This is a genomic window from Pseudomonas sp. PA-7-1E, assembly GCF_021605325.1.
GTDB lineage: Bacteria > Pseudomonadota > Gammaproteobacteria > Pseudomonadales > Pseudomonadaceae > Aquipseudomonas > Aquipseudomonas fluorescens_BV.
In genome coordinates this window covers 195,205-212,987 of the sequence record NZ_WKFA01000002.1, presented here as the reverse complement: position 1 = coordinate 212,987, position 17,783 = coordinate 195,205, and the positions used below count along the sequence as shown (strand labels likewise).

The following is a 17,783-nucleotide window of genomic DNA, read 5'->3' as shown; positions in this document are numbered from 1 at the left end:
CATGCAGGATGAATTCAACGACCCGCTTTGGCGCCAGATCCTGTCTGGCGCACAAATGCTCTTCGTAGCATTTGGCGCGTTGGTGTTGATGCCGCTGATCACAGGTCTTGATCCAAACGTCGCGCTGTTTACCGCAGGCCTGGGCACGTTGCTGTTCCAGGTGGTGACAGGGCGGCAGGTGCCGGTATTTTTGGCATCGAGCTTCGCGTTCATCACCCCGATCATTCTCGCCAAGGGCCAGTTCGGCCTCGCAGCGACCATGGGCGGGGTGATGGCAGCAGGTTTCGTCTATACGTTCCTGGGCCTGGCCGTGAAGGTCAAGGGCACCGGCTTTATCGACCGGCTGCTGCCGCCCGTGGTGATCGGCCCGGTGATCATCTCGATCGGCCTGGCCATGGCGCCGATTGCCGCCAACATGGCCATGGGCAAGTCCGGCGACGGTGCAGAGCTGATCCACTACCAGACGGCGATGCTGATTTCGATGCCAGCGCTGCTCACCACCTTGATCGTGGCGGTGTTCGGCAAAGGCATTTTCCGCCTAGTGCCGATCATTTCCGGCGTGCTGGTGGGTTTTGCCATGTCGTTCTACTTTGGTGTGGTCGACACGGCGAAAATCGCCGCTGCGCCGTGGTTCGCCCTGCCCCACTTCACCGCGCCGGAGTTCAACTGGCAGGCCATCCTGTTTATCGTCCCGGTAGCACTGGCCCCGGCGATCGAGCATATCGGTGGTGTGATTGCGGTAGGCAGCGTGACCGGCCGCGATTACCTGAAAAAGCCTGGCCTGCATCGCACGCTGCTGGGTGACGGTATCGCCACCACGGCTGCCGGCATGTTTGGCGGCCCGCCAAACACCACCTACGCCGAAGTGACCGGCGCCGTGATGCTGACCAAGAACTACAACCCGAAAATCATGACCTGGGCGGCAGTGTTTGCCATCAGCCTGGCATTCATCGGCAAGTTCGGCGCACTGCTGCAGAGTATCCCGGTGCCGGTGATGGGCGGGATTCTGTGCCTGCTGTTCGGCTCGATTGCCGCGGTGGGGATGAACACGCTGATTCGCCACAAGATCGACCTGGGCGAGGCGCGCAACCTGGTGATTGTGTCGGTAACGCTGGTGTTCGGGATTGGCGGTGTGCTGGTCGGTACCGGCACCGGCCCGGATGATTTCGGCCTCAAGGGCATCGCCCTGTGTGCAGTGGTGGCGATTGGTTTGAATTTGTTGCTGCCGGGCAATGATGGCTGGAAGAACAAGAAGCCGGATGAGCCGCTGCTGTAACTGACTAAACGCAAATCAGTGTGGGAGCTGGCTTGCCTGCGATGACGGTGTATCAAACGACAGATAGGTCGACTGTTACACCGTCATCGCAGGCAAGCCAGCTCCCACATTTGATTTTCAGCGTCTGTCAGAGCTCGCCGAGCCCGTCGATCAGCGCCTGGTTCTGCTCCGGCGTCCCGATGCTGATGCGCAAGAACTGAGCAATCCGCTCCTGCTTGAAGTGCCGCACGATCACCCCTTGCTCACGCAACTTGGCGGCAAGCCCTGCAGCGTCATGCCGCGGGTGACGCGCAAAGATGAAGTTCGCTGCCGACGGCAATACCTCAAACCCCTTGCCCTGCAATTGCGCGACGACCTGGTTGCGGCTGTCGATCACCCACTGACAGGTTTTCTCGAAATATTCACGGTCGTCAAACGCGGCCGCCGCGCCAACAATCGCCAACCGATCCAACGGGTAGGAGTTGAAGCTGTTCTTGACCCGCTCCAGCGCTTCGATCAGGTCTGGGTGGCCCACGGCCAGGCCCACACGCAAACCGGCCAGTGAGCGCGATTTGGACAGGGTCTGGGTCACCAGCAGGTTCGGGTAACGGTCTACCAGGCTGATGGCAGTTTCGCCGCCGAAGTCGATATAGGCTTCATCGACCACCACCACCGAATCCGGGCTGGCCTTGAGGATCTGCTCCACCGCGTCCAGCGCCAGTACGCAGCCGGTGGGCGCGTTAGGGTTGGGGAAGATGATCCCGCCGTTGGGCCTGGCATAGTCAGTGGCCCGAATCTGGAACTGTTGGTCCAGTGGCACCGCGTCGAACGTGATGCCGTACAGGCCGCAGTACACCGGGTAGAAGCTGTAGCTGATATCCGGGAACAGCAGCGGCAGATCGTGCTGGAACAGACCATGGAAGATGTGCGCCAAGACTTCGTCGGAACCGTTGCCGAGGAACACCTTGCCGGCATCGATCCCGTAATACCTGGCCACGGCCTGCTTGAGCAGGTCGCTGTTGGGGTCCGGGTACAGGCGCAAGTTGTCGTTCAACTCGGCCTGCATTGCCGCCAGCGCCTTGGGCGATGGGCCGTAGGGGTTTTCGTTGGTGTTGAGCTTGACCAGCTTGGTCAGCTTCGGTTGCTCACCGGGTACGTAAGGCACCAGGTCCTTGACGAAAGGGCTCCAGAATTTGCTCATGCCTTACTCTCCCTTGACGATGCGGTATTCAGCGCTGCGTGCGTGCGCGCTGAGGGATTCACCACGGGCCAGCACCGAGGCGGTCTTGCCCAGTTCGGAAGCGCCTTGTGGCGAGCAGAAGATAATCGACGAGCGCTTCTGGAAGTCGTACACCCCCAGCGGCGACGAGAAACGCGCAGTACCGGAGGTTGGCAACACGTGATTGGGCCCGGCGCAATAGTCACCCAGGGCTTCGCTGGTGTGACGGCCCATGAAGATCGCCCCAGCGTGACGGATCGATGGCAACCAGGCCTGTGGGTCCGCTACGGACAGCTCAAGGTGCTCCGGTGCGATGCGATTGGCCACTTCAATGGCCTGCTCCATGTCACGCACCAGAATCAGCGCACCACGGCCGTTGATCGACTTCTCGATGATCTCGGCACGCTCCATGGTCGGCAGCAGCTTATTGATGCTGGCGGCGACCTTGTCGAGGAACTCGGCATCGGGGCTGACCAGGATCGCCTGGGCGTCTTCATCGTGCTCCGCCTGGGAGAACAGGTCCATGGCGATCCAGTCCGGGTCGGTCTGGCCGTCACACACCACGAGGATTTCGGAAGGACCGGCAATCATGTCGATACCGACCTGGCCGAACACATGGCGTTTGGCGGTGGCGACGTAGATATTGCCGGGGCCGACCACTTTGTCGACCTTCGGCACGCTTTCGGTGCCATAAGCCAGCGCTGCGACGGCCTGGGCGCCACCGATGGTGAACACACGGTCCACACCGGCGATGCAGGCGGCAGCCAGCACCAGCTCGTTGATTTCGCCACGCGGGGTCGGCACCACCATGACCACTTCGGTCACACCTGCGACTTTGGCCGGGATCGCATTCATCAATACCGACGATGGATACGACGCCTTACCGCCCGGCACGTACAGACCGGCGCGGTCCAGTGGCGTGACCTTCTGGCCCAGCACAGTGCCGTCGGCCTCAGTGTAGCTCCAGGAGTCCTGCTTCTGCTTTTCGTGATAGCTGCGTACCCGCGCCGCAGCGACTTCGAGGGCTTCGCGCTGCGGTGCGGTGATGCGCGTCAGCGCAAGCTCCAGGCGTTCACGCGGCAGGATCAGGTCAGCCATGGACTGCACGTCCAGGCCGTCGAACTGGCGGGTGAAGTCCACCAGCGCTGCATCACCGCGCTCACGCACGGCCTTGATGATGTCGAGCACCCGCTGGTTGACCGAGTCGTCGGACACGCTTTCCCAGCTCAGCAGATGATCCAGATGATGGGCGAAATCCGGGTCGGCAGCGTTGAGTCGGGCAATTGCAGTGGACGTGGTCATAGCGAGGGCCTCAATAGAATTGGCAAAAACTCAGGCGCCCTAAACTAGCAGTCGTTTCCGCTTGGGCACCTGAGAATTCTGGCTATGAGGCGGATAGACGGGCGTAGCTCTTCAGCTACGCGGGGGAGTCAACCGCGGTGTCGAGACTCCACTGCCTTGCGCAGGGTGTCGATCAACGCCTGGATACGGGCGTGCTGCATCTTCATCGATGCTTTGTTGACGATCAGGCGGGAGCTGATGTCAGCGATAAAATCCTGGGGCTCCAAACCGTTGGCGCGCAGGGTGTTGCCGGTGTCGACCACGTCGATGATCTTGTCCGCCAGGCCGATCAGCGGTGCCAGCTCCATGGAGCCGTAGAGCTTGATGATATCGACCTGACGGCCTTGTTCGGCGTAATAGCGCTTGGCAACGTTGACGAACTTGGTGGCGACCCGCAAGCGGCCCTTGGGTTCGACATCACCGACGCGGCCGGCGGTCATCAGCTTGCACAGTGCGATGCGCAGGTCCAGGGGCTCGTACAGGCCCTGGCCGCCGTATTCCATCAGCACATCCTTGCCGGCAACACCCAGGTCGGCGGCGCCATGTTCAACGTAGGTCGGCACGTCGGTAGCCCGCACGATCAGCAGGCGCACGTCGTCCTGGGTCGTGGGGATGATCAGCTTGCGGCTCTTGTCCGGATTCTCGGTCGGCACGATGCCCGCTTCAGCCAGAAGCGGCAACGTGTCGTCAAGGATGCGGCCCTTGGACAGTGCGATGGTCAACATGGGAAATGTCAGTCCTTCATCAGGCTATTGCTGTCCGGTCGCAAACGGCGCCAGACACAGATCGAGGCCATGACAGCCTCGATTTGAAACAAACCAGTCAACAACAAACTGTGGCGAGGGAGCTTGCTCCCGCTGAGACGCGAAGCGGCCCTCGAAGAGCGGGACTGCTACGCAGTCCAGCGGGAGCAAGCTCCCTCGCCACAAACAGGGACTAGCCCGGTACGCGGCGAATCTTCGCGCCGAGCATCTGCAGTTTCTCTTCGATGCACTCGTAACCACGGTCTATGTGGTAGATGCGGTCGATCAGGGTGTCACCTTCGGCGCACAGTGCCGAGATTACCAGGCTGGCCGAGGCACGCAGGTCGGTTGCCATGACTGGCGCGCCCTTGAGCTTGTCGATCCCGGTGACGATGGCGGTGTTGCCTTCGACCTGGATCTTGGCGCCCATGCGGTGCAGTTCATACACGTGCATGAAGCGGTTTTCGAAGATGGTCTCGATCACGGCACCGGTGCCTTCGGCAATCGCGTTCAAGGAGATGAACTGCGCTTGCATGTCGGTCGGGAACGCCGGGTACGGAGCGGTACGCACGTTGACGGCTTTTGGCCGCTTGCCGTGCATGTTCAGCTCGATCCAGTCTTCGCCGGTGGTGATCTCTGCGCCGGCTTCCTTGAGTTTTTCCAGGACGGCTTCCAGGATGGTCGGATCGGTGTCCTTGACCTTCACACGGCCACCTGTCACGGCAGCGGCAACCAGGTAGGTACCGGTCTCGATGCGGTCAGGCATGACTTTGTAGGTGGCGGTGTGCAGACGCTCTACACCATCAATAGTGATGGTGTCGGTGCCAGCACCGGAAACCTTCGCGCCCATGGCGTTGAGGAAGTTGGCCAGGTCGACCACTTCCGGCTCGCGTGCGGCGTTCTGCAACACGCTGCGACCGTTGGCCAGAGCAGCGGCCATCATGATGTTCTCGGTACCGGTGACGCTGACGGTATCAAAGAAGAAGTTCGCGCCGCGCAGGCCGCCTTCCGGCGCCTTGGCCTTGATGTAGCCGCCTTCGACGTCGATGACTGCGCCCATGGCCTCAAGGCCACGGATGTGCAGGTCGACCGGACGCGAACCAATGGCGCAACCGCCAGGCAAGGCTACTTCGGCTTCGCCGAAACGGGCAACCATAGGGCCCAGCACCAGGATCGACGCACGCATGGTTTTCACCAGTTCGTACGGAGCGACCAGGGTCTTGATGGTGCGTGGGTCGATTTCGACGGCCAGCTTCTCGTCGATCACCGGCTCAATGCCCATGCGACCGAACAACTCGATCATGGTGGTGATGTCGTGCAGGTGCGGCAGGTTGGCCACAGTCACCGGGCCATCGCACAGCAGGGTCGCTGCCAGGATCGGCAAGGCGGAGTTTTTCGCACCGGAAATGCGAATCTCGCCATCAAGGCGGGCACCGCCGGTAATAATCAATTTATCCATAAGAATCTCGACGCCTTGGGGGCTCAGGTGCGCTCGGCCCAGGCCGCGCGGCTGAAAAATTTCATAGTGACCGCATGGATGCTGCCATCGGTGATCCATGGGTTCAAATGGGCATAGATCTGCTGCTGACGCTTGACCGGGCTCAATGCCGCCAGTTCATCGCTAATCACGTTCAGCTGGAAATTGCAGCCTTCGCCTTCGACTTCTACAGTCGTTTCAGGCAGCTTTCCTTCAAGGAAGCTCTTAACTTCTAGGGCCTGCATGCTCAACCTCTATCGGCGCCCAGTGCGCACGGGTCGCACATCATACAAAAAAGCCCCGCGCCTGCGAACCCCGCATAGCAGGACTCTGACGGGGGGCTTCTTTAATAATGTGTATCAGGGATGCGCCAGCAGCTCGGTCAAACCGGAAACTTCGGCAATTTCGCGCATGTCTTCTGGTAACGCACGGATGCTTACCGGCTTTTTCGCCGCCTCGGCATCACGCATGAAGCACAGCAACAACGACAAGCCGACGCTGCTGGACTTGGTCACCGCCGAGCAATCAAGCACCAGCTCTGGCGCCTTGCTGGCCTTGATCAGCGCCTGGCCCTGCTTGCGCAGGTCAGGCCCGGTGCGGTAATCCAGCACGCCGCTGAGGAACAGCTCGCCGGCGTCGCCGATACGAACAGCCGACTCGGTCATTGCGCAGGCTTCCCGGCAGCTTTATCGGTTTCTTCCTTGGCCTTGGCCACTTCACCGGCCCAACCATTGATGGTCTTGTCCAGATCGTTGCCATTGCGCTGCATCGCGTCGGCGAACTGATCACGGAACAGCTTGCCGATGTTGATACCGTTGATGATCACGTTACGCAGTTTCCACTCACCGTTGATCTTCGTCAGGGTGTAGGACACAGGGTACACGGCGCCATTGCTGCCGGAGACTTTCATTCCGACTTCGGCACGGTCGCCCGACTCGTCCTTGGGCGCATCAACGATAATGCCCTGGTTGTTGTATTCCAGCAGAGCGTTACCGTAGAACTGGAACAGCCCCTTCTTGAAGTTTTCCTGGAACGTCTGCATTTGCGCAGGCGTAGCTTTGCGCGAATATTTGACCGTCATGATGCTTTTGGAGATGCCTTCAGCATCGACCACAGGGCCAACGATCGTGTTGAGCGCGTTGTAGAACCTGGAAGGGTCTTGCTTGTACTGTTCTTTATTAGCCTTGAGGTCAGCCAGCATTTTGCTGGTGGTGTCCTGCACCAAATCGTGGGCAGAACCTGCCGCGTTGGCCATCATCGGCAATGCTGCAAGCAGTACCAGCAGGCCACGTCGCAAGGTAGAGATCATGAACAGATTCCTCATTTAGCGTCTTTATTGACCGTATTGAGCAAAAATTTCCCGATCAGGTCTTCAAGCACCAGCGACGACTGTGTGTCGTGGATGGTCGAACCATCCTTGAGCAGGGCTGTTTCCCCCCCCACGCTGACCCCGATGTACTTCTCGCCCAGCAAACCCGCAGTGAGGATAGATGCCGTGGAGTCAGTTGGCAGATTATCTACCTTCTTGTCCAGTTGCATCGTCACCCGACCGGTAAAGCTGTCGCGATCCAGATCGATTGCCGTGACCTTGCCGATGGTGACACCGGCCATGGTCACTTTGGATCTGACCGTCAAACCGGCGATATTGTCGAAGTACGCGTAAAGTTTATAGGTATCGGCGGTAGGGCTGGCCGAAAGGCCACTGACTCGCAGGGCCAGCAACAGTAAAGCCAGGATGCCAGCCAGCAAGAAAAGGCCGACACCGATTTCCACAGTGCGGTTTTGCATCAGAAATCTCCAAACATCAAGGCGGTCAAAATGAAGTCAAGGCCCAGTACCGCCAACGAAGCGTATACAACGGTCTTGGTAGTGGCACGGCTGATCCCCTCTGAAGTGGGCTCACAGTCATAGCCTTGGAATACGGAAATCCAGGTCACCACAAAGGCAAAGACAATGCTCTTTATGATGCCGTTGAGCACGTCACCGGTGAAGGTCACGCTGTTTTGCATGTTGGCCCAGTAGGAGCCGTCGTAGACCCCCAGCCAGTCAACCGCCACCCACGAACCACCCCAGATACCCACCACGCTGAAGATCATTGCCAGCAGTGGCAGGGAAATGAAGCCGGCCCACAGGCGCGGGGCAACAATGTACTTGAGCGGGTCCACGCCGATCATTTCCAGGCTGGACAGCTGCTCAGTGGATTTCATATTGCCGATTTCAGCGGTCAGCGCCGAACCTGCACGCCCCGCGAACAACAAGGCGGTAACCACCGGGCCAAGCTCACGCAACAGGGTCAGGGCCACCATCTGCCCTACCGCCTGCTCCGAGCCGTAGCTGGACAGGATATTGAAACCCTGCAGCGCCAGCACCATGCCGATGAATACGCCGGAGACCACGATGATCACCAGGGACATCACCCCCACCGAGTGCAGCTGCTTGACCAGCAGGCCAAAGCCGCCGCCGATACCGCCGCGCCCCAGCAAGGCGTGAAACAGGAAAATGGTCGAACGCCCCAGCACTTCGACGATGTCGATGCCCGAGCGACCGAAAAGGCGAACCTTCTCGATAAGAGATGTCTTGCGCATCAGCGCTTCCCCAGAAGATCTGAGCGGTAGTCCGCTGCCGGAAAGTGAAAAGGCACCGGGCCATCGGGGTTGCCGGTCATGAATTGGCGAATGCGCGGGTTATCGGCGTTCATCAGCTCTTCAGGCGTACCCTGCCCCAGCACCTGACCATCACCCACTACATACAGGTAGTCGGCGATGCTCGCGGTTTCGGCCAGGTCGTGGGAAACCACGATGCTGGTGATCCCCAATGCATCGTTGAGCAGGCGGATCAGGCGCACCAACACGCCCATGGCGATCGGATCCTGACCTACGAATGGCTCGTCATACATGAGGATCTGTGGGTCGAGGGCAATCGCCCGCGCCAAGGCAACACGGCGCTTCATGCCGCCGGACAACTCGTCCGGCATCAGGTCGATGGCGCCGCGAAGCCCTACGGCCTGCAGTTTCAACAACACGATGTCACGAATCATTTCATCGGACAGCTGGGTGTGCACCCGCAGCGGAAAGGCTACGTTTTCGAACACATCGAGGTCGGTGAACAGCGCGCCGCTCTGAAATAGCACGCCCATATGCTTGCGCGCATCGAACAGATCGCTACGCGACAGCGTTGGCAGGTTCTGGCCGTTGACCCACACTTCCCCGGCACTGGGGCGCAATTGCATGCCCATCAGGCGCAACAGGGTGGTCTTGCCGCAACCGGAAGGCCCCATGATGCCCGTGACCTTGCCGCGAGGAATGCGAATATCGACGTTATTAAAGATGCTGCGCGTACCGCGCTTGAAGGTAAGACCCTTCAGCTCGACCGCGTAGGCGTTATCGGCACTCATCTAATCTCCTTGGGATGCAGCCTTTCACTCAGACACCATGTGTGCGACTTTGGTTTTCAACAGATGCGCAATAGTTGAGCACATGGGTTGGGCGGACCGAACTGGCGGCGAACTATATCACTGCTGGTACAGAGCCCCCAAGGCCGGAACAGCGCTGGTTCAGATTTGAGACAGGGAAAAAACGTTGCTTGCTATGTTACCGACGGTGGTTTTCAGTTATTCCGCGCACAAAGCCTGACGAACTTGCGTGAGGGAATTGATCATTACCGCTATAATCGCCGACTTTTCGTCAGGCTATACGATTTCAGACATGAGCCAATCCAGCGACCTTATTCAATCCGCACAACGCACCATACGCCTTGAGCTTGAAGCCGTAGAGGGCTTGCTGGCGCATATCGACGCGGATTTCGTGCGCGCCTGCGAGATGATTCTGGCCAGCAAGGGCCGCGTTGTGGTGGTCGGCATGGGCAAGTCCGGCCACATTGGCAACAAGATCGCAGCGACCCTGGCGAGCACCGGGACCACCGCGTTTTTCGTGCACCCGGCCGAAGCCAGCCACGGCGACATGGGTATGATCACCAAGGACGACGTGATCCTCGCCCTGTCCAACTCCGGTACTACCAACGAAATCGTGACCCTGCTGCCGCTGATCAAGCGCCTGGGCATCCAGATGATCAGCCTCACTGGCAACCCTGAGTCAACGCTGGCCAAGGCCGCCGACGTCAACCTGAACGTGCACGTAGCCCATGAGGCCTGCCCGCTGAACCTGGCGCCCACCTCCTCCACTACCGCCGCGCTGGTAATGGGCGATGCCCTGGCGGTGGCACTGCTGGAGGCCCGCGGGTTTACGGCCGAGGACTTCGCATTTTCCCATCCGGGTGGCGCACTGGGCCGTCGCCTGCTGCTGAAAGTGGAAAATGTCATGCATCGCGGCGCCGAGCTGCCGAGCGTTCCACGCGGCACCCTGCTCAGGGATGCGCTGATGGAAATGACCCGCAAGGGCTTGGGCATGACTGCCATCGTCGAAACCGATGGCCGACTGGCAGGGATATTCACCGACGGTGACCTGCGTCGCACCCTTGACCGCACCATTGATATTCATACCGCGACCATCGACGCAGTGATGACCCCTCACGGCAAGACCGCGCGCGCTGAAATGCTTGCGGCCGAAGCGTTGAAAATCATGGAAGATCACCGCATAGGTGCTCTTATCGTGGTCGACGACGATGACCGGCCGATCGGGGCCCTTAACCTTGGCGACTTGCTGCGCGCAGGAGTGATGTAAATGAACAGCGACCTGTTGCAACGCGGTAAAGAAATCAAGCTGGCGATTTTCGACGTTGACGGCGTGCTGACCGATGGCCGCCTGTACTTCCTCGAAGACGGCAGCGAATTCAAGACCTTCAACACCCTCGACGGCCAAGGCATCAAGATGCTGATGGCAGCGGGCGTGCAAACCGCAATTATCAGCGGTCGAAAAACACCGGTTGTGGAACGCCGTGCACAAAACCTCGGTATTCCTCACCTGTATCAGGGCCGCGAGGATAAACTGGTGGTGCTGGACGAGCTTCTTGGCCAACTCAACCTAAGCTATGAACAAGTCGCCTATCTGGGCGACGACCTGCCAGACCTGCCGGTGATTCGCCGGGTGGGCCTGGGCATGGCCGTCGCAAATGCCGCGGCGTTTGTCCGCGAACACGCCCATGGCATCACCACCGCCCGTGGCGGCGAGGGTGCCGCCCGCGAGTTCTGCGAGTTGATCCTGCGTGCCCAAGGCAGTCTTGAAGCGGCCCACGCCGCCTACCTATAGAGCGTTATATGCTGAGTAAAAAGATTCGCAACTTCCTGTTATTCGGGGTCAGCGCCGCGCTGCTCCTGGCGGTGGGCTACTGGAATATCAGCCCGGAGCGCTTTCTCGACAAGCCTGTTGCACAGGTTGACGAAGGCCTTATCGACTATTACGCCACCAATGCCTACAGCATTCAGTATCTGCCCGACGGCAAGGTGCAGTATGAGATGACATCGGACAAGGTCGAGCACTTGAAGGCTTCCGAAGTCAGCCTGCTGACGAATCCGGACCTGAACCTGTATCGCGGCACCGAATTTCCCTGGCACGTGACCAGCAAGCGTGGCGAAGTCAACCCTGACGGCACCGAAGTTGAACTGATCGACTCGGTTCGCGTCGCACGTACAGACGCGCAGAACCGCGACACCATCATTACCAGCAGTCGCATGACCGTATTCCCACAGAAGCAATATGCGCAGACCGAGCAAGACGTTAGAATCGACGGCGCTGGCGGTGTATCGACTGGCAAGGGAATGAAAGCGTATTTGAAAGAAAGCAGGATACACCTGCTATCGAACGTAAGAGGACAGTATGAGGCTCGTTAAAACTCTCCCTATTTTGCTCGGTCTGGGCGCAGCACTGGGAAGCGTGAGCGCCTGGGCTCTGCCGAACGATAGCCAGCAACCGATCCACATCTCGGCTGACGATGCGCAGCTCGATGACAAGCAAGGTGTCGCCACCTACACCGGCGGCGTGATCATCACCCAAGGCTCGATGAAGATTACCGGCAACACGGTGACCCTGACTCGTACTAAGACCGGCGATATCGATGTGGTGACTTCGGTCGGCAACCTGGCTTATTTCGAGCAGAAGCAGTCCGCTACCGATACAGGCCCCATGAAAGGCTACGGCAAGACTATCCAGTATCACGCCCAGCAGAACCGCATCGTACTGATTGATCAGGCCAAGGTGCTGAGCCCGGACGGCAACTCCACGGAAGGTGAAAAAATCACCTATGACACCGTGAAGCAGATCGCTAACGCCGGTCGCGCCAACGGCAACAAGGTCACCGCACCCCGCCCACGCATCGACATGGTTATCCAGCCGAAGAAGAAGGCCGAGTAATGGCAACCCTGAAAGCCCAGCATCTGGCCAAGGCCTATAAAAGCCGCCAGGTGGTACGCGACGTCAGCCTGTCGATCGACAGCGGCCAGATCGTCGGCCTGCTCGGCCCTAACGGTGCCGGCAAAACCACCTGCTTCTATATGATCGTCGGGCTGGTCCAGGCGGACCAGGGTCGCGTATTGATCGACGACCTGGACGTCAGCCACCAACCCATGCACGGTCGTGCACGGGCAGGTATCGGCTATCTTCCGCAGGAGGCGTCGATCTTCCGTAAACTGTCGGTAGCCGACAACATCATGGCGATCCTCGAGACCCGCAAGGAACTCGATCGCGATGGCCGCCGCCAGGAGCTGGAAAGCCTGCTGCAGGAATTCCACATCAACCATATTCGCGACAACCTCGGCATGAGCTTGTCCGGTGGTGAACGTCGTCGCGTGGAAATCGCCCGCGCCCTGGCGACCGCGCCGAAATTCATCCTGCTGGATGAACCCTTTGCCGGCGTCGACCCGATTTCGGTGGGCGACATCAAGCAGATCATCCATCACCTCAAGGCCAAGGGCATTGGCGTGCTGATCACCGATCACAACGTGCGCGAAACCCTCGATATCTGCGAAACCGCGTATATCGTCAACGATGGTCAGCTGATTGCCGAAGGCGATGCCGAAACCATCCTGGCCAACGAGCTGGTGAAGGAAGTGTACCTGGGTCACGAGTTCCGCCTGTAAACACAGGGGTATCGCGCTCTTACCTGGAGCGTGCGGGAGTCAATGGAAACCTCGGTTTTTTTATTGTTACCGCGCTCTAGGCAAAGGCCCCGAGATCAGGCATATAATTTGCTTATGTTTGGCGCTCACGCGCCCTGTCGTGGATGGCGCATTGCGCCGGCGAATAAGGTGTTAAGCCCCTGCCATGAAACCATCGCTAGTCCTGAGAATGGGCCAGCAGCTGACGATGACACCGCAGCTGCAACAGGCCATCCGCCTGCTCCAATTGTCGACCCTGGACCTGCAACAGGAGATCCAGGAGGCCCTGGAGTCCAATCCGATGCTCGAACGCCAGGAAGAAGGCGACGACTTCGATAACGCAGATCCTCTGGCCGATAACATCGAGCAAAAACCCAATTCCGACGTGCAGGAACCCTCCTATCAGGAAACCGCCCCGACGGTGGACAACCTGGAGGAAGGCGACTGGAACGAACGCATTCCCAACGAGCTTCCCGTGGACACCGCCTGGGAAGACGTCTACCAGACCAGCGCCAGCAGCCTGCCAAGCAGCGATGATGACGAGTGGGATTTCACTACCCGCACGTCGGCGGGCGAGAGCCTTCAGAGCCACTTGCTGTGGCAACTGAACCTGGCGCCGATGTCCGATACCGATCGCCTGATCGCGGTAACCCTGATCGATTGCATCAATAATCAGGGTTACCTGGACGAAACCCTCGACGAGATCCTCGAGGCCTTCGACCCGGAACTGGATATCGAACTGGACGAAATCGAAGCCGTCCTGCACCGCATCCAGCAATTCGAGCCCGCAGGCATCGGCGCACGCACACTCAGCGAGTGCCTGTTACTGCAACTGCGCCAATTACCGGCCAAGACGCCATGGCTCACGGAAGCGCAACGCTTGGTCAGTGACTACATCGACCTGCTGGGCAGTCGCGACTACAGCCAACTGATGCGCCGTATGAAGCTCAAGGAAGATGACTTGCGCCAGGTCATCGAACTGGTGCAAAGCCTCAACCCGCGTCCAGGCTCGCAGATCGAGTCCAGCGAAGCCGAATATGTGGTGCCCGACGTCATTGTGCGCAAGGACAACGAACGCTGGCTGGTGGAGCTGAACCAGGAGTCAGTACCGCGCCTGCGGGTCAACCCGCAATACGCAGGTTTTGTGCGCCGCGCCGACACCAGCGCCGATAACACCTTCATGCGCAACCAGTTGCAGGAAGCGCGGTGGTTCATCAAGAGCCTGCAAAGCCGCAACGAAACCCTGATGAAAGTCGCAACCCAGATCGTCGAACACCAGCGCGGTTTCCTGGAGTACGGCGACGAGGCCATGAAGCCTCTCGTGCTGCACGACATCGCCGAAGCCGTCGGCATGCATGAATCGACGATTTCCCGGGTTACCACGCAGAAATTCATGCATACCCCACGGGGTATTTATGAGCTGAAATACTTTTTCTCCAGCCACGTCAGCACCTCTGAAGGCGGTGAATGCTCGTCCACGGCGATCCGTGCGATCATCAAAAAACTGGTTGCCGCTGAAAATCAGAAAAAGCCGTTGAGTGACAGCAAGATCGCTGGTTTACTGGAGGCACAAGGCATTCAGGTCGCCCGTCGAACCGTCGCCAAGTACCGCGAGTCCCTAGGGATCGCGCCTTCCAGCGAGCGTAAGCGGTTGATGTGACGGGCGGGCCACAGCGTTCCAGTGGTGGGTATTCCTGCCCACCGCTTTATGCACTGGCAACGAAGGAGAAGCTGTATGCAAGTCAACATCAGTGGACACCAGCTGGAAGTCACCAAGCCCCTGCGTGAATACACCGAGAGCAAACTGAACAAGCTTGCGGGGCATTTTGACAAGATCACCAACGTGCAGGTCATCATGGAGGTCGATAAGCTCAAGCAGAAAATCGAGGCCACCCTGCACGTACCGAATGCCAAGCTCGTCGCCAATGCGGAACATGAAGATATGTACGCGGCCATTGACTCCCTCTACGACAAGCTCGACCGCCAACTCATAAAGCATAAGGAAAAGAATCTGCACCTGATGCAAGGTACAGGTCGTTAACTCTCCCCCCATGATCCGACTTGAAAACATCCTGACCCCCGGCCGTTCCCTCGTGAACGTGCCGGGCGGCAGTAAAAAGCGCGCCCTCGAACAAATTGCCAACCTGATCGCCCGGGAAATTCCGGATCTGGAGATGCAAGATGTCTTCGAAGCTCTGATTGCCCGTGAAAAACTCGGCTCCACCGGTTTTGGCAACGGCATCGCGATCCCCCACTGCCGCCTCAAAGGTTGTGATAAACCCGTGAGCGCGCTGATGCACCTGGACGCTCCGATTGATTTCGACGCCATCGACGGCGCCCCGGTCGACCTGCTGTTTGTGCTGCTGGTCCCGGAAGCCGCCACCGATGCGCACCTGGAACTGCTACGGCAGATCGCCAGCATGCTAGACCGCAAGGATGTACGCGACAAACTGCGCAGCGCTTCCAGCAATGAAGCGTTGTACCAAGTTGTCCTGGATGAACAAAACGGGCAGTAATCATGCGTTTGATCATCGTCAGCGGTCGCTCCGGCTCCGGTAAGAGCACCGCCCTCAATGTGCTTGAGGACAACGGCTTCTATTGCATCGACAACCTGCCTGCCGGCCTGCTGCCAGAGCTGGCGGAGCGTGCACTGATCCATACCGAATTGGCGCAGCCGCTCGTTGCGGTCTCGATTGATGCGCGCAACCTGCCCAGCCACCTCTCGCGCTTCCCGGAACTGTTGGAAGAAGTGCGTGCCAAGCACATTCATTGCGATGTGCTGTACCTGGATGCCGACGAAGAGACCCTGCTCAAGCGTTTCTCCGAAACCCGTCGACGCCACCCCCTCAGCAGCGCCAACCGTTCCCTGGCCGAAGCCATCGAGGACGAGACCAAGCTGCTCGGGCCGATCATTGACCTGGCCGACCTGAAGATCAACACCACCAACCTGAACCTGTATCAGTTGCGCGACGCGATCAAGCTGCGCCTGCTGAACCAGCCTGAGCCGGGCACAGCGTTTCTGGTCGAGTCGTTTGGCTTCAAGCGGGGCATGCCGGTAGATGCCGACCTTGTGTTCGATGTGCGCTGCCTGCCCAACCCTTACTGGAAACCGGAGTTACGCGACCAGTCCGGGCTGGATCAGCCCGTGATCGACTACCTGGCCGCACAACCGGACGTAGAAGAGATGTTCCTGGATATCTCCAGCTACCTGCTCAAATGGTTGCCGCGCTTTGCCGCCAGCAATCGAGCCTATGTCACCATTGCCATTGGCTGCACTGGCGGCCACCACCGCTCGGTCTATCTGACTGAGCGCCTGGGCCAGGTGCTGCAACAAACCCTCAAGAACGTCCAGGTTCGCCACCGCGACCTGAGTTGAAAGGAACACCTGCGCGATGCCTGCTCTGGAAATTGAAATCATCAACAAGCTGGGCCTGCACGCACGGGCGTCGGCTAAATTCGTCGGCGTGGCCGGCCAGTTCCCCTGCCAGATCCGTGCTGGGCGTACGCCAGAGTCCATGGTAGATGGCAAAAGCATCATGGCGATGATGATGTTGGCGGCCGGCAAAGGCACAAAAATTCATCTGAGCACCGAGGGCGAGCAAGAAGACGAAGCAATGGCCGCACTGGTCGAGTTGATCAACAACTACTTCGACGAAGGCGAATAACCCCCTTATGTAGGAGCGAGCTTGCTGGCGAAACGTCAACGATAACGCGGGCATCCTGGTTTAACGCAGTGTTCTCAGGTTTTTCGCGAGCAAGCTCGCTCCCACATGGAACCACCCTCAGCCCAACGCCGTATCCATCACCATCATCACGCAAAACCCGAGGCACAGCCCAAGGCTGGCAAGCTTTTCATGGCCATTGCGGCGCGACTCGGGGATGACTTCATGAGTCACGACCAGCAACATTGCCCCGGCGGCCAACGCCAAACCCAGCGGCAACAACACTTCGGCAAGGCTCACCAGCCATGCACAGAGCACCGCAAATACCGGCTCAACCAAGCCTGATGCAGCGCCAATCAAAAAGGCTTTGATCCGCGACATTCCCGCCCCAGCCAATACCAGCGCAATCACCAGCCCTTCAGGCACATCCTGCAGGGCAATGCCCATGGCGAGGCTGTCGGCATCCGCCATGCCTCCGCCCGCAGAAACCCCCACAGCCATGCCTTCCGGAATGTTGTGCGCAATGATGGCAAACACAAACAACCAAATACGCGGCGGGATAACCGGTTTATCCGGTGTACCCACCAGCATTTCCGGGCTGGCGCCAGAAACCTTGCGGTCTACGAGGTACAGGCCGAACGCCCCGAGCATGATGCCGAAGCTGATCAAGCCACTGGCGCCCCAAGGTGAAAGTCCCAGGCTTTCGGCGGCGGCGATACCCGGCACCACCAGAGAAAACGCAGTCGCCGCCAGCATCACACCAGCACCAAAGCCCAGCAGGGTGTCGCTAAGCGCCATCGGCATGCGCCGAATCACCAACACCGGCACCGCGCCCAGCGCCGTGCCAAGCGCGCAAATCGCCCCCCCCTGCAAAGCACGCAGTATGCGCGGTTCCAGGTTCAACCAGGCCAGCCCATGGGCCACCAATAACGCAGTACCTGCCAATAGCAGCAGCGTGCCAAACGCATAACGAAACATTCGCACGCTACCGATCGCCAGTGTTTGAGTGCCCATAGTCGGCCTTAGATCTTGTTATGG

At 59.2% G+C, this 17,783-nt stretch carries 22 protein-coding genes; 11 read left to right on the top strand and 11 right to left on the bottom strand.

Annotation, left to right across the window (positions count from 1 at the left end; all coding sequences use genetic code 11):
- The first annotated feature begins 1 nt into the window (after position 1).
- Entirely contained in the window at positions 2-1,276 is a 1,275-nt protein-coding gene (locus tag GIW79_RS02305) for a uracil-xanthine permease family protein (protein WP_003188606.1), read from the top strand.
- Between the two features lie 127 nt (positions 1,277-1,403).
- On the opposite strand, the gene hisC is transcribed toward GIW79_RS02305, so the two are convergent.
- The 10 genes from hisC to GIW79_RS02255 all read right to left on the bottom strand — a co-directional run bounded on the left by hisC (position 1,404) and on the right by GIW79_RS02255 (position 9,429).
- On the bottom strand, positions 1,404-2,456 hold the full coding sequence (gene hisC / locus GIW79_RS02300; RefSeq protein ID WP_054897013.1) for a histidinol-phosphate transaminase: 1,053 nt from the start codon (positions 2,454-2,456) through the stop codon (positions 1,404-1,406).
- Positions 2,457-2,459: 3 nt separating this feature from the next.
- Complete coding sequence (hisD, locus tag GIW79_RS02295) at positions 2,460-3,776, bottom strand: histidinol dehydrogenase (protein WP_054919317.1); 1,317 nt, start codon at positions 3,774-3,776, stop codon at positions 2,460-2,462.
- A gap of 128 nt (positions 3,777-3,904) precedes the next feature.
- Positions 3,905-4,540 (bottom strand): ATP phosphoribosyltransferase, encoded by a 636-nt coding sequence (hisG, locus tag GIW79_RS02290; RefSeq protein ID WP_003188599.1) that lies wholly within the window; start codon positions 4,538-4,540, stop codon positions 3,905-3,907.
- A 211-nt stretch (positions 4,541-4,751) separates the two neighbouring features.
- Entirely contained in the window at positions 4,752-6,017 is a 1,266-nt protein-coding gene (murA, locus tag GIW79_RS02285; protein ID WP_034126315.1) for a UDP-N-acetylglucosamine 1-carboxyvinyltransferase, read from the bottom strand.
- A 23-nt stretch (positions 6,018-6,040) separates the two neighbouring features.
- Complete coding sequence (locus GIW79_RS02280; RefSeq protein ID WP_003188597.1) at positions 6,041-6,280, bottom strand: BolA family protein; 240 nt, start codon at positions 6,278-6,280, stop codon at positions 6,041-6,043.
- A 114-nt stretch (positions 6,281-6,394) separates the two neighbouring features.
- On the bottom strand, positions 6,395-6,700 hold the full coding sequence (locus GIW79_RS02275; RefSeq protein ID WP_003188596.1) for an STAS domain-containing protein: 306 nt from the start codon (positions 6,698-6,700) through the stop codon (positions 6,395-6,397).
- The gene (locus GIW79_RS02270) at positions 6,697-7,344 is read right to left on the bottom strand and encodes an MlaC/ttg2D family ABC transporter substrate-binding protein (RefSeq protein ID WP_054919319.1); all 648 of its coding nucleotides are present in this window, start codon (positions 7,342-7,344) and stop codon (positions 6,697-6,699) included. The genes GIW79_RS02275 and GIW79_RS02270 overlap by 4 nt, the downstream gene beginning before the upstream one ends.
- 11 nt (positions 7,345-7,355) lie before the next feature.
- Complete coding sequence (gene mlaD / locus GIW79_RS02265; protein WP_003188593.1) at positions 7,356-7,823, bottom strand: outer membrane lipid asymmetry maintenance protein MlaD; 468 nt, start codon at positions 7,821-7,823, stop codon at positions 7,356-7,358.
- A complete protein-coding gene (gene mlaE, locus GIW79_RS02260) occupies positions 7,823-8,620 on the bottom strand; it encodes a lipid asymmetry maintenance ABC transporter permease subunit MlaE (RefSeq protein WP_236452302.1) in 798 nt (265 codons plus the stop codon). Before mlaE ends, mlaD begins: the two co-directional genes overlap by 1 nt.
- Positions 8,620-9,429, bottom strand: coding sequence for an ATP-binding cassette domain-containing protein (locus tag GIW79_RS02255; RefSeq protein WP_003188590.1), 810 nt, complete (start codon positions 9,427-9,429; stop codon positions 8,620-8,622). The genes mlaE and GIW79_RS02255 overlap by 1 nt, the downstream gene beginning before the upstream one ends.
- Before the next feature lie 310 nt (positions 9,430-9,739).
- Here GIW79_RS02255 and GIW79_RS02250 point away from each other — a divergent pair, with 310 nt between their 5' ends.
- From GIW79_RS02250 to GIW79_RS02205, 10 genes are all read left to right on the top strand, one after another.
- Positions 9,740-10,714, top strand: a complete 975-nt coding sequence (locus GIW79_RS02250) for a KpsF/GutQ family sugar-phosphate isomerase (protein WP_034126314.1) — start codon at positions 9,740-9,742, stop codon at positions 10,712-10,714.
- Complete coding sequence (locus GIW79_RS02245) at positions 10,715-11,239, top strand: KdsC family phosphatase (RefSeq protein WP_034126313.1); 525 nt, start codon at positions 10,715-10,717, stop codon at positions 11,237-11,239. It abuts the gene before it with no gap.
- An 8-nt stretch (positions 11,240-11,247) separates the two neighbouring features.
- Complete coding sequence (gene lptC / locus GIW79_RS02240) at positions 11,248-11,820, top strand: LPS export ABC transporter periplasmic protein LptC (RefSeq protein ID WP_236452303.1); 573 nt, start codon at positions 11,248-11,250, stop codon at positions 11,818-11,820.
- Positions 11,807-12,340 (top strand): lipopolysaccharide transport periplasmic protein LptA, encoded by a 534-nt coding sequence (gene lptA, locus GIW79_RS02235; protein ID WP_032893554.1) that lies wholly within the window; start codon positions 11,807-11,809, stop codon positions 12,338-12,340. Before lptC ends, lptA begins: the two co-directional genes overlap by 14 nt.
- Positions 12,340-13,065, top strand: a complete 726-nt coding sequence (gene lptB, locus GIW79_RS02230) for an LPS export ABC transporter ATP-binding protein (RefSeq protein WP_003188582.1) — start codon at positions 12,340-12,342, stop codon at positions 13,063-13,065. Before lptA ends, lptB begins: the two co-directional genes overlap by 1 nt.
- 184 nt (positions 13,066-13,249) lie before the next feature.
- Positions 13,250-14,743, top strand: a complete 1,494-nt coding sequence (locus GIW79_RS02225) for an RNA polymerase factor sigma-54 (RefSeq protein ID WP_034126312.1) — start codon at positions 13,250-13,252, stop codon at positions 14,741-14,743.
- A 75-nt stretch (positions 14,744-14,818) separates the two neighbouring features.
- Positions 14,819-15,124 (top strand): ribosome hibernation-promoting factor, HPF/YfiA family, encoded by a 306-nt coding sequence (gene hpf, locus GIW79_RS02220; RefSeq protein WP_003171804.1) that lies wholly within the window; start codon positions 14,819-14,821, stop codon positions 15,122-15,124.
- Positions 15,125-15,134: 10 nt separating this feature from the next.
- On the top strand, positions 15,135-15,599 hold the full coding sequence (ptsN, locus tag GIW79_RS02215; RefSeq protein ID WP_034126311.1) for a PTS IIA-like nitrogen regulatory protein PtsN: 465 nt from the start codon (positions 15,135-15,137) through the stop codon (positions 15,597-15,599).
- A gap of 2 nt (positions 15,600-15,601) precedes the next feature.
- The gene (gene rapZ, locus GIW79_RS02210) at positions 15,602-16,459 is read left to right on the top strand and encodes an RNase adapter RapZ (protein ID WP_034126310.1); all 858 of its coding nucleotides are present in this window, start codon (positions 15,602-15,604) and stop codon (positions 16,457-16,459) included.
- A gap of 16 nt (positions 16,460-16,475) precedes the next feature.
- Positions 16,476-16,748, top strand: coding sequence for an HPr family phosphocarrier protein (locus tag GIW79_RS02205; RefSeq protein WP_003188577.1), 273 nt, complete (start codon positions 16,476-16,478; stop codon positions 16,746-16,748).
- 117 nt (positions 16,749-16,865) lie between these two features.
- Here GIW79_RS02205 and GIW79_RS02200 read toward each other — a convergent pair whose 3' ends face one another.
- Positions 16,866-17,759: a ZIP family metal transporter gene (locus GIW79_RS02200; protein ID WP_054897016.1), complete on the bottom strand. Its 894-nt coding sequence runs from the start codon at positions 17,757-17,759 to the stop codon at positions 16,866-16,868.
- Between the last annotated feature and the right edge of the window lie 24 nt (positions 17,760-17,783).

What these genes read in the sequence shown, in the direction of transcription:
- mlaD (WP_003188593.1), bottom strand. Translation starts at nt 7,823, where the DNA reads ATGCAAAACCGCACTGTGGAAATCGGTGTCGGCCTTTTCTTGCTGGCT.
- murA (WP_034126315.1), bottom strand. Translation starts at nt 6,017, where the DNA reads ATGGATAAATTGATTATTACCGGCGGTGCCCGCCTTGATGGCGAGATT.
- GIW79_RS02270 (WP_054919319.1), bottom strand. Translation starts at nt 7,344, where the DNA reads ATGATCTCTACCTTGCGACGTGGCCTGCTGGTACTGCTTGCAGCATTG.
- GIW79_RS02250 (WP_034126314.1), top strand. Translation starts at nt 9,740, where the DNA reads ATGAGCCAATCCAGCGACCTTATTCAATCCGCACAACGCACCATACGC.
- lptA (WP_032893554.1), top strand. Translation starts at nt 11,807, where the DNA reads ATGAGGCTCGTTAAAACTCTCCCTATTTTGCTCGGTCTGGGCGCAGCA.
- lptB (WP_003188582.1), top strand. Translation starts at nt 12,340, where the DNA reads ATGGCAACCCTGAAAGCCCAGCATCTGGCCAAGGCCTATAAAAGCCGC.
- hisD (WP_054919317.1), bottom strand. Translation starts at nt 3,776, where the DNA reads ATGACCACGTCCACTGCAATTGCCCGACTCAACGCTGCCGACCCGGAT.
- mlaE (WP_236452302.1), bottom strand. Translation starts at nt 8,620, where the DNA reads ATGCGCAAGACATCTCTTATCGAGAAGGTTCGCCTTTTCGGTCGCTCG.
- GIW79_RS02245 (WP_034126313.1), top strand. Translation starts at nt 10,715, where the DNA reads ATGAACAGCGACCTGTTGCAACGCGGTAAAGAAATCAAGCTGGCGATT.
- rapZ (WP_034126310.1), top strand. Translation starts at nt 15,602, where the DNA reads ATGCGTTTGATCATCGTCAGCGGTCGCTCCGGCTCCGGTAAGAGCACC.
- GIW79_RS02280 (WP_003188597.1), bottom strand. Translation starts at nt 6,280, where the DNA reads ATGCAGGCCCTAGAAGTTAAGAGCTTCCTTGAAGGAAAGCTGCCTGAA.
- ptsN (WP_034126311.1), top strand. Translation starts at nt 15,135, where the DNA reads ATGATCCGACTTGAAAACATCCTGACCCCCGGCCGTTCCCTCGTGAAC.
- hisC (WP_054897013.1), bottom strand. Translation starts at nt 2,456, where the DNA reads ATGAGCAAATTCTGGAGCCCTTTCGTCAAGGACCTGGTGCCTTACGTA.
- hisG (WP_003188599.1), bottom strand. Translation starts at nt 4,540, where the DNA reads ATGTTGACCATCGCACTGTCCAAGGGCCGCATCCTTGACGACACGTTG.
- GIW79_RS02225 (WP_034126312.1), top strand. Translation starts at nt 13,250, where the DNA reads ATGAAACCATCGCTAGTCCTGAGAATGGGCCAGCAGCTGACGATGACA.
- hpf (WP_003171804.1), top strand. Translation starts at nt 14,819, where the DNA reads ATGCAAGTCAACATCAGTGGACACCAGCTGGAAGTCACCAAGCCCCTG.
- GIW79_RS02255 (WP_003188590.1), bottom strand. Translation starts at nt 9,429, where the DNA reads ATGAGTGCCGATAACGCCTACGCGGTCGAGCTGAAGGGTCTTACCTTC.
- GIW79_RS02305 (WP_003188606.1), top strand. Translation starts at nt 2, where the DNA reads ATGCAGGATGAATTCAACGACCCGCTTTGGCGCCAGATCCTGTCTGGC.
- GIW79_RS02275 (WP_003188596.1), bottom strand. Translation starts at nt 6,700, where the DNA reads ATGACCGAGTCGGCTGTTCGTATCGGCGACGCCGGCGAGCTGTTCCTC.
- lptC (WP_236452303.1), top strand. Translation starts at nt 11,248, where the DNA reads ATGCTGAGTAAAAAGATTCGCAACTTCCTGTTATTCGGGGTCAGCGCC.
- GIW79_RS02205 (WP_003188577.1), top strand. Translation starts at nt 16,476, where the DNA reads ATGCCTGCTCTGGAAATTGAAATCATCAACAAGCTGGGCCTGCACGCA.
- GIW79_RS02200 (WP_054897016.1), bottom strand. Translation starts at nt 17,759, where the DNA reads ATGGGCACTCAAACACTGGCGATCGGTAGCGTGCGAATGTTTCGTTAT.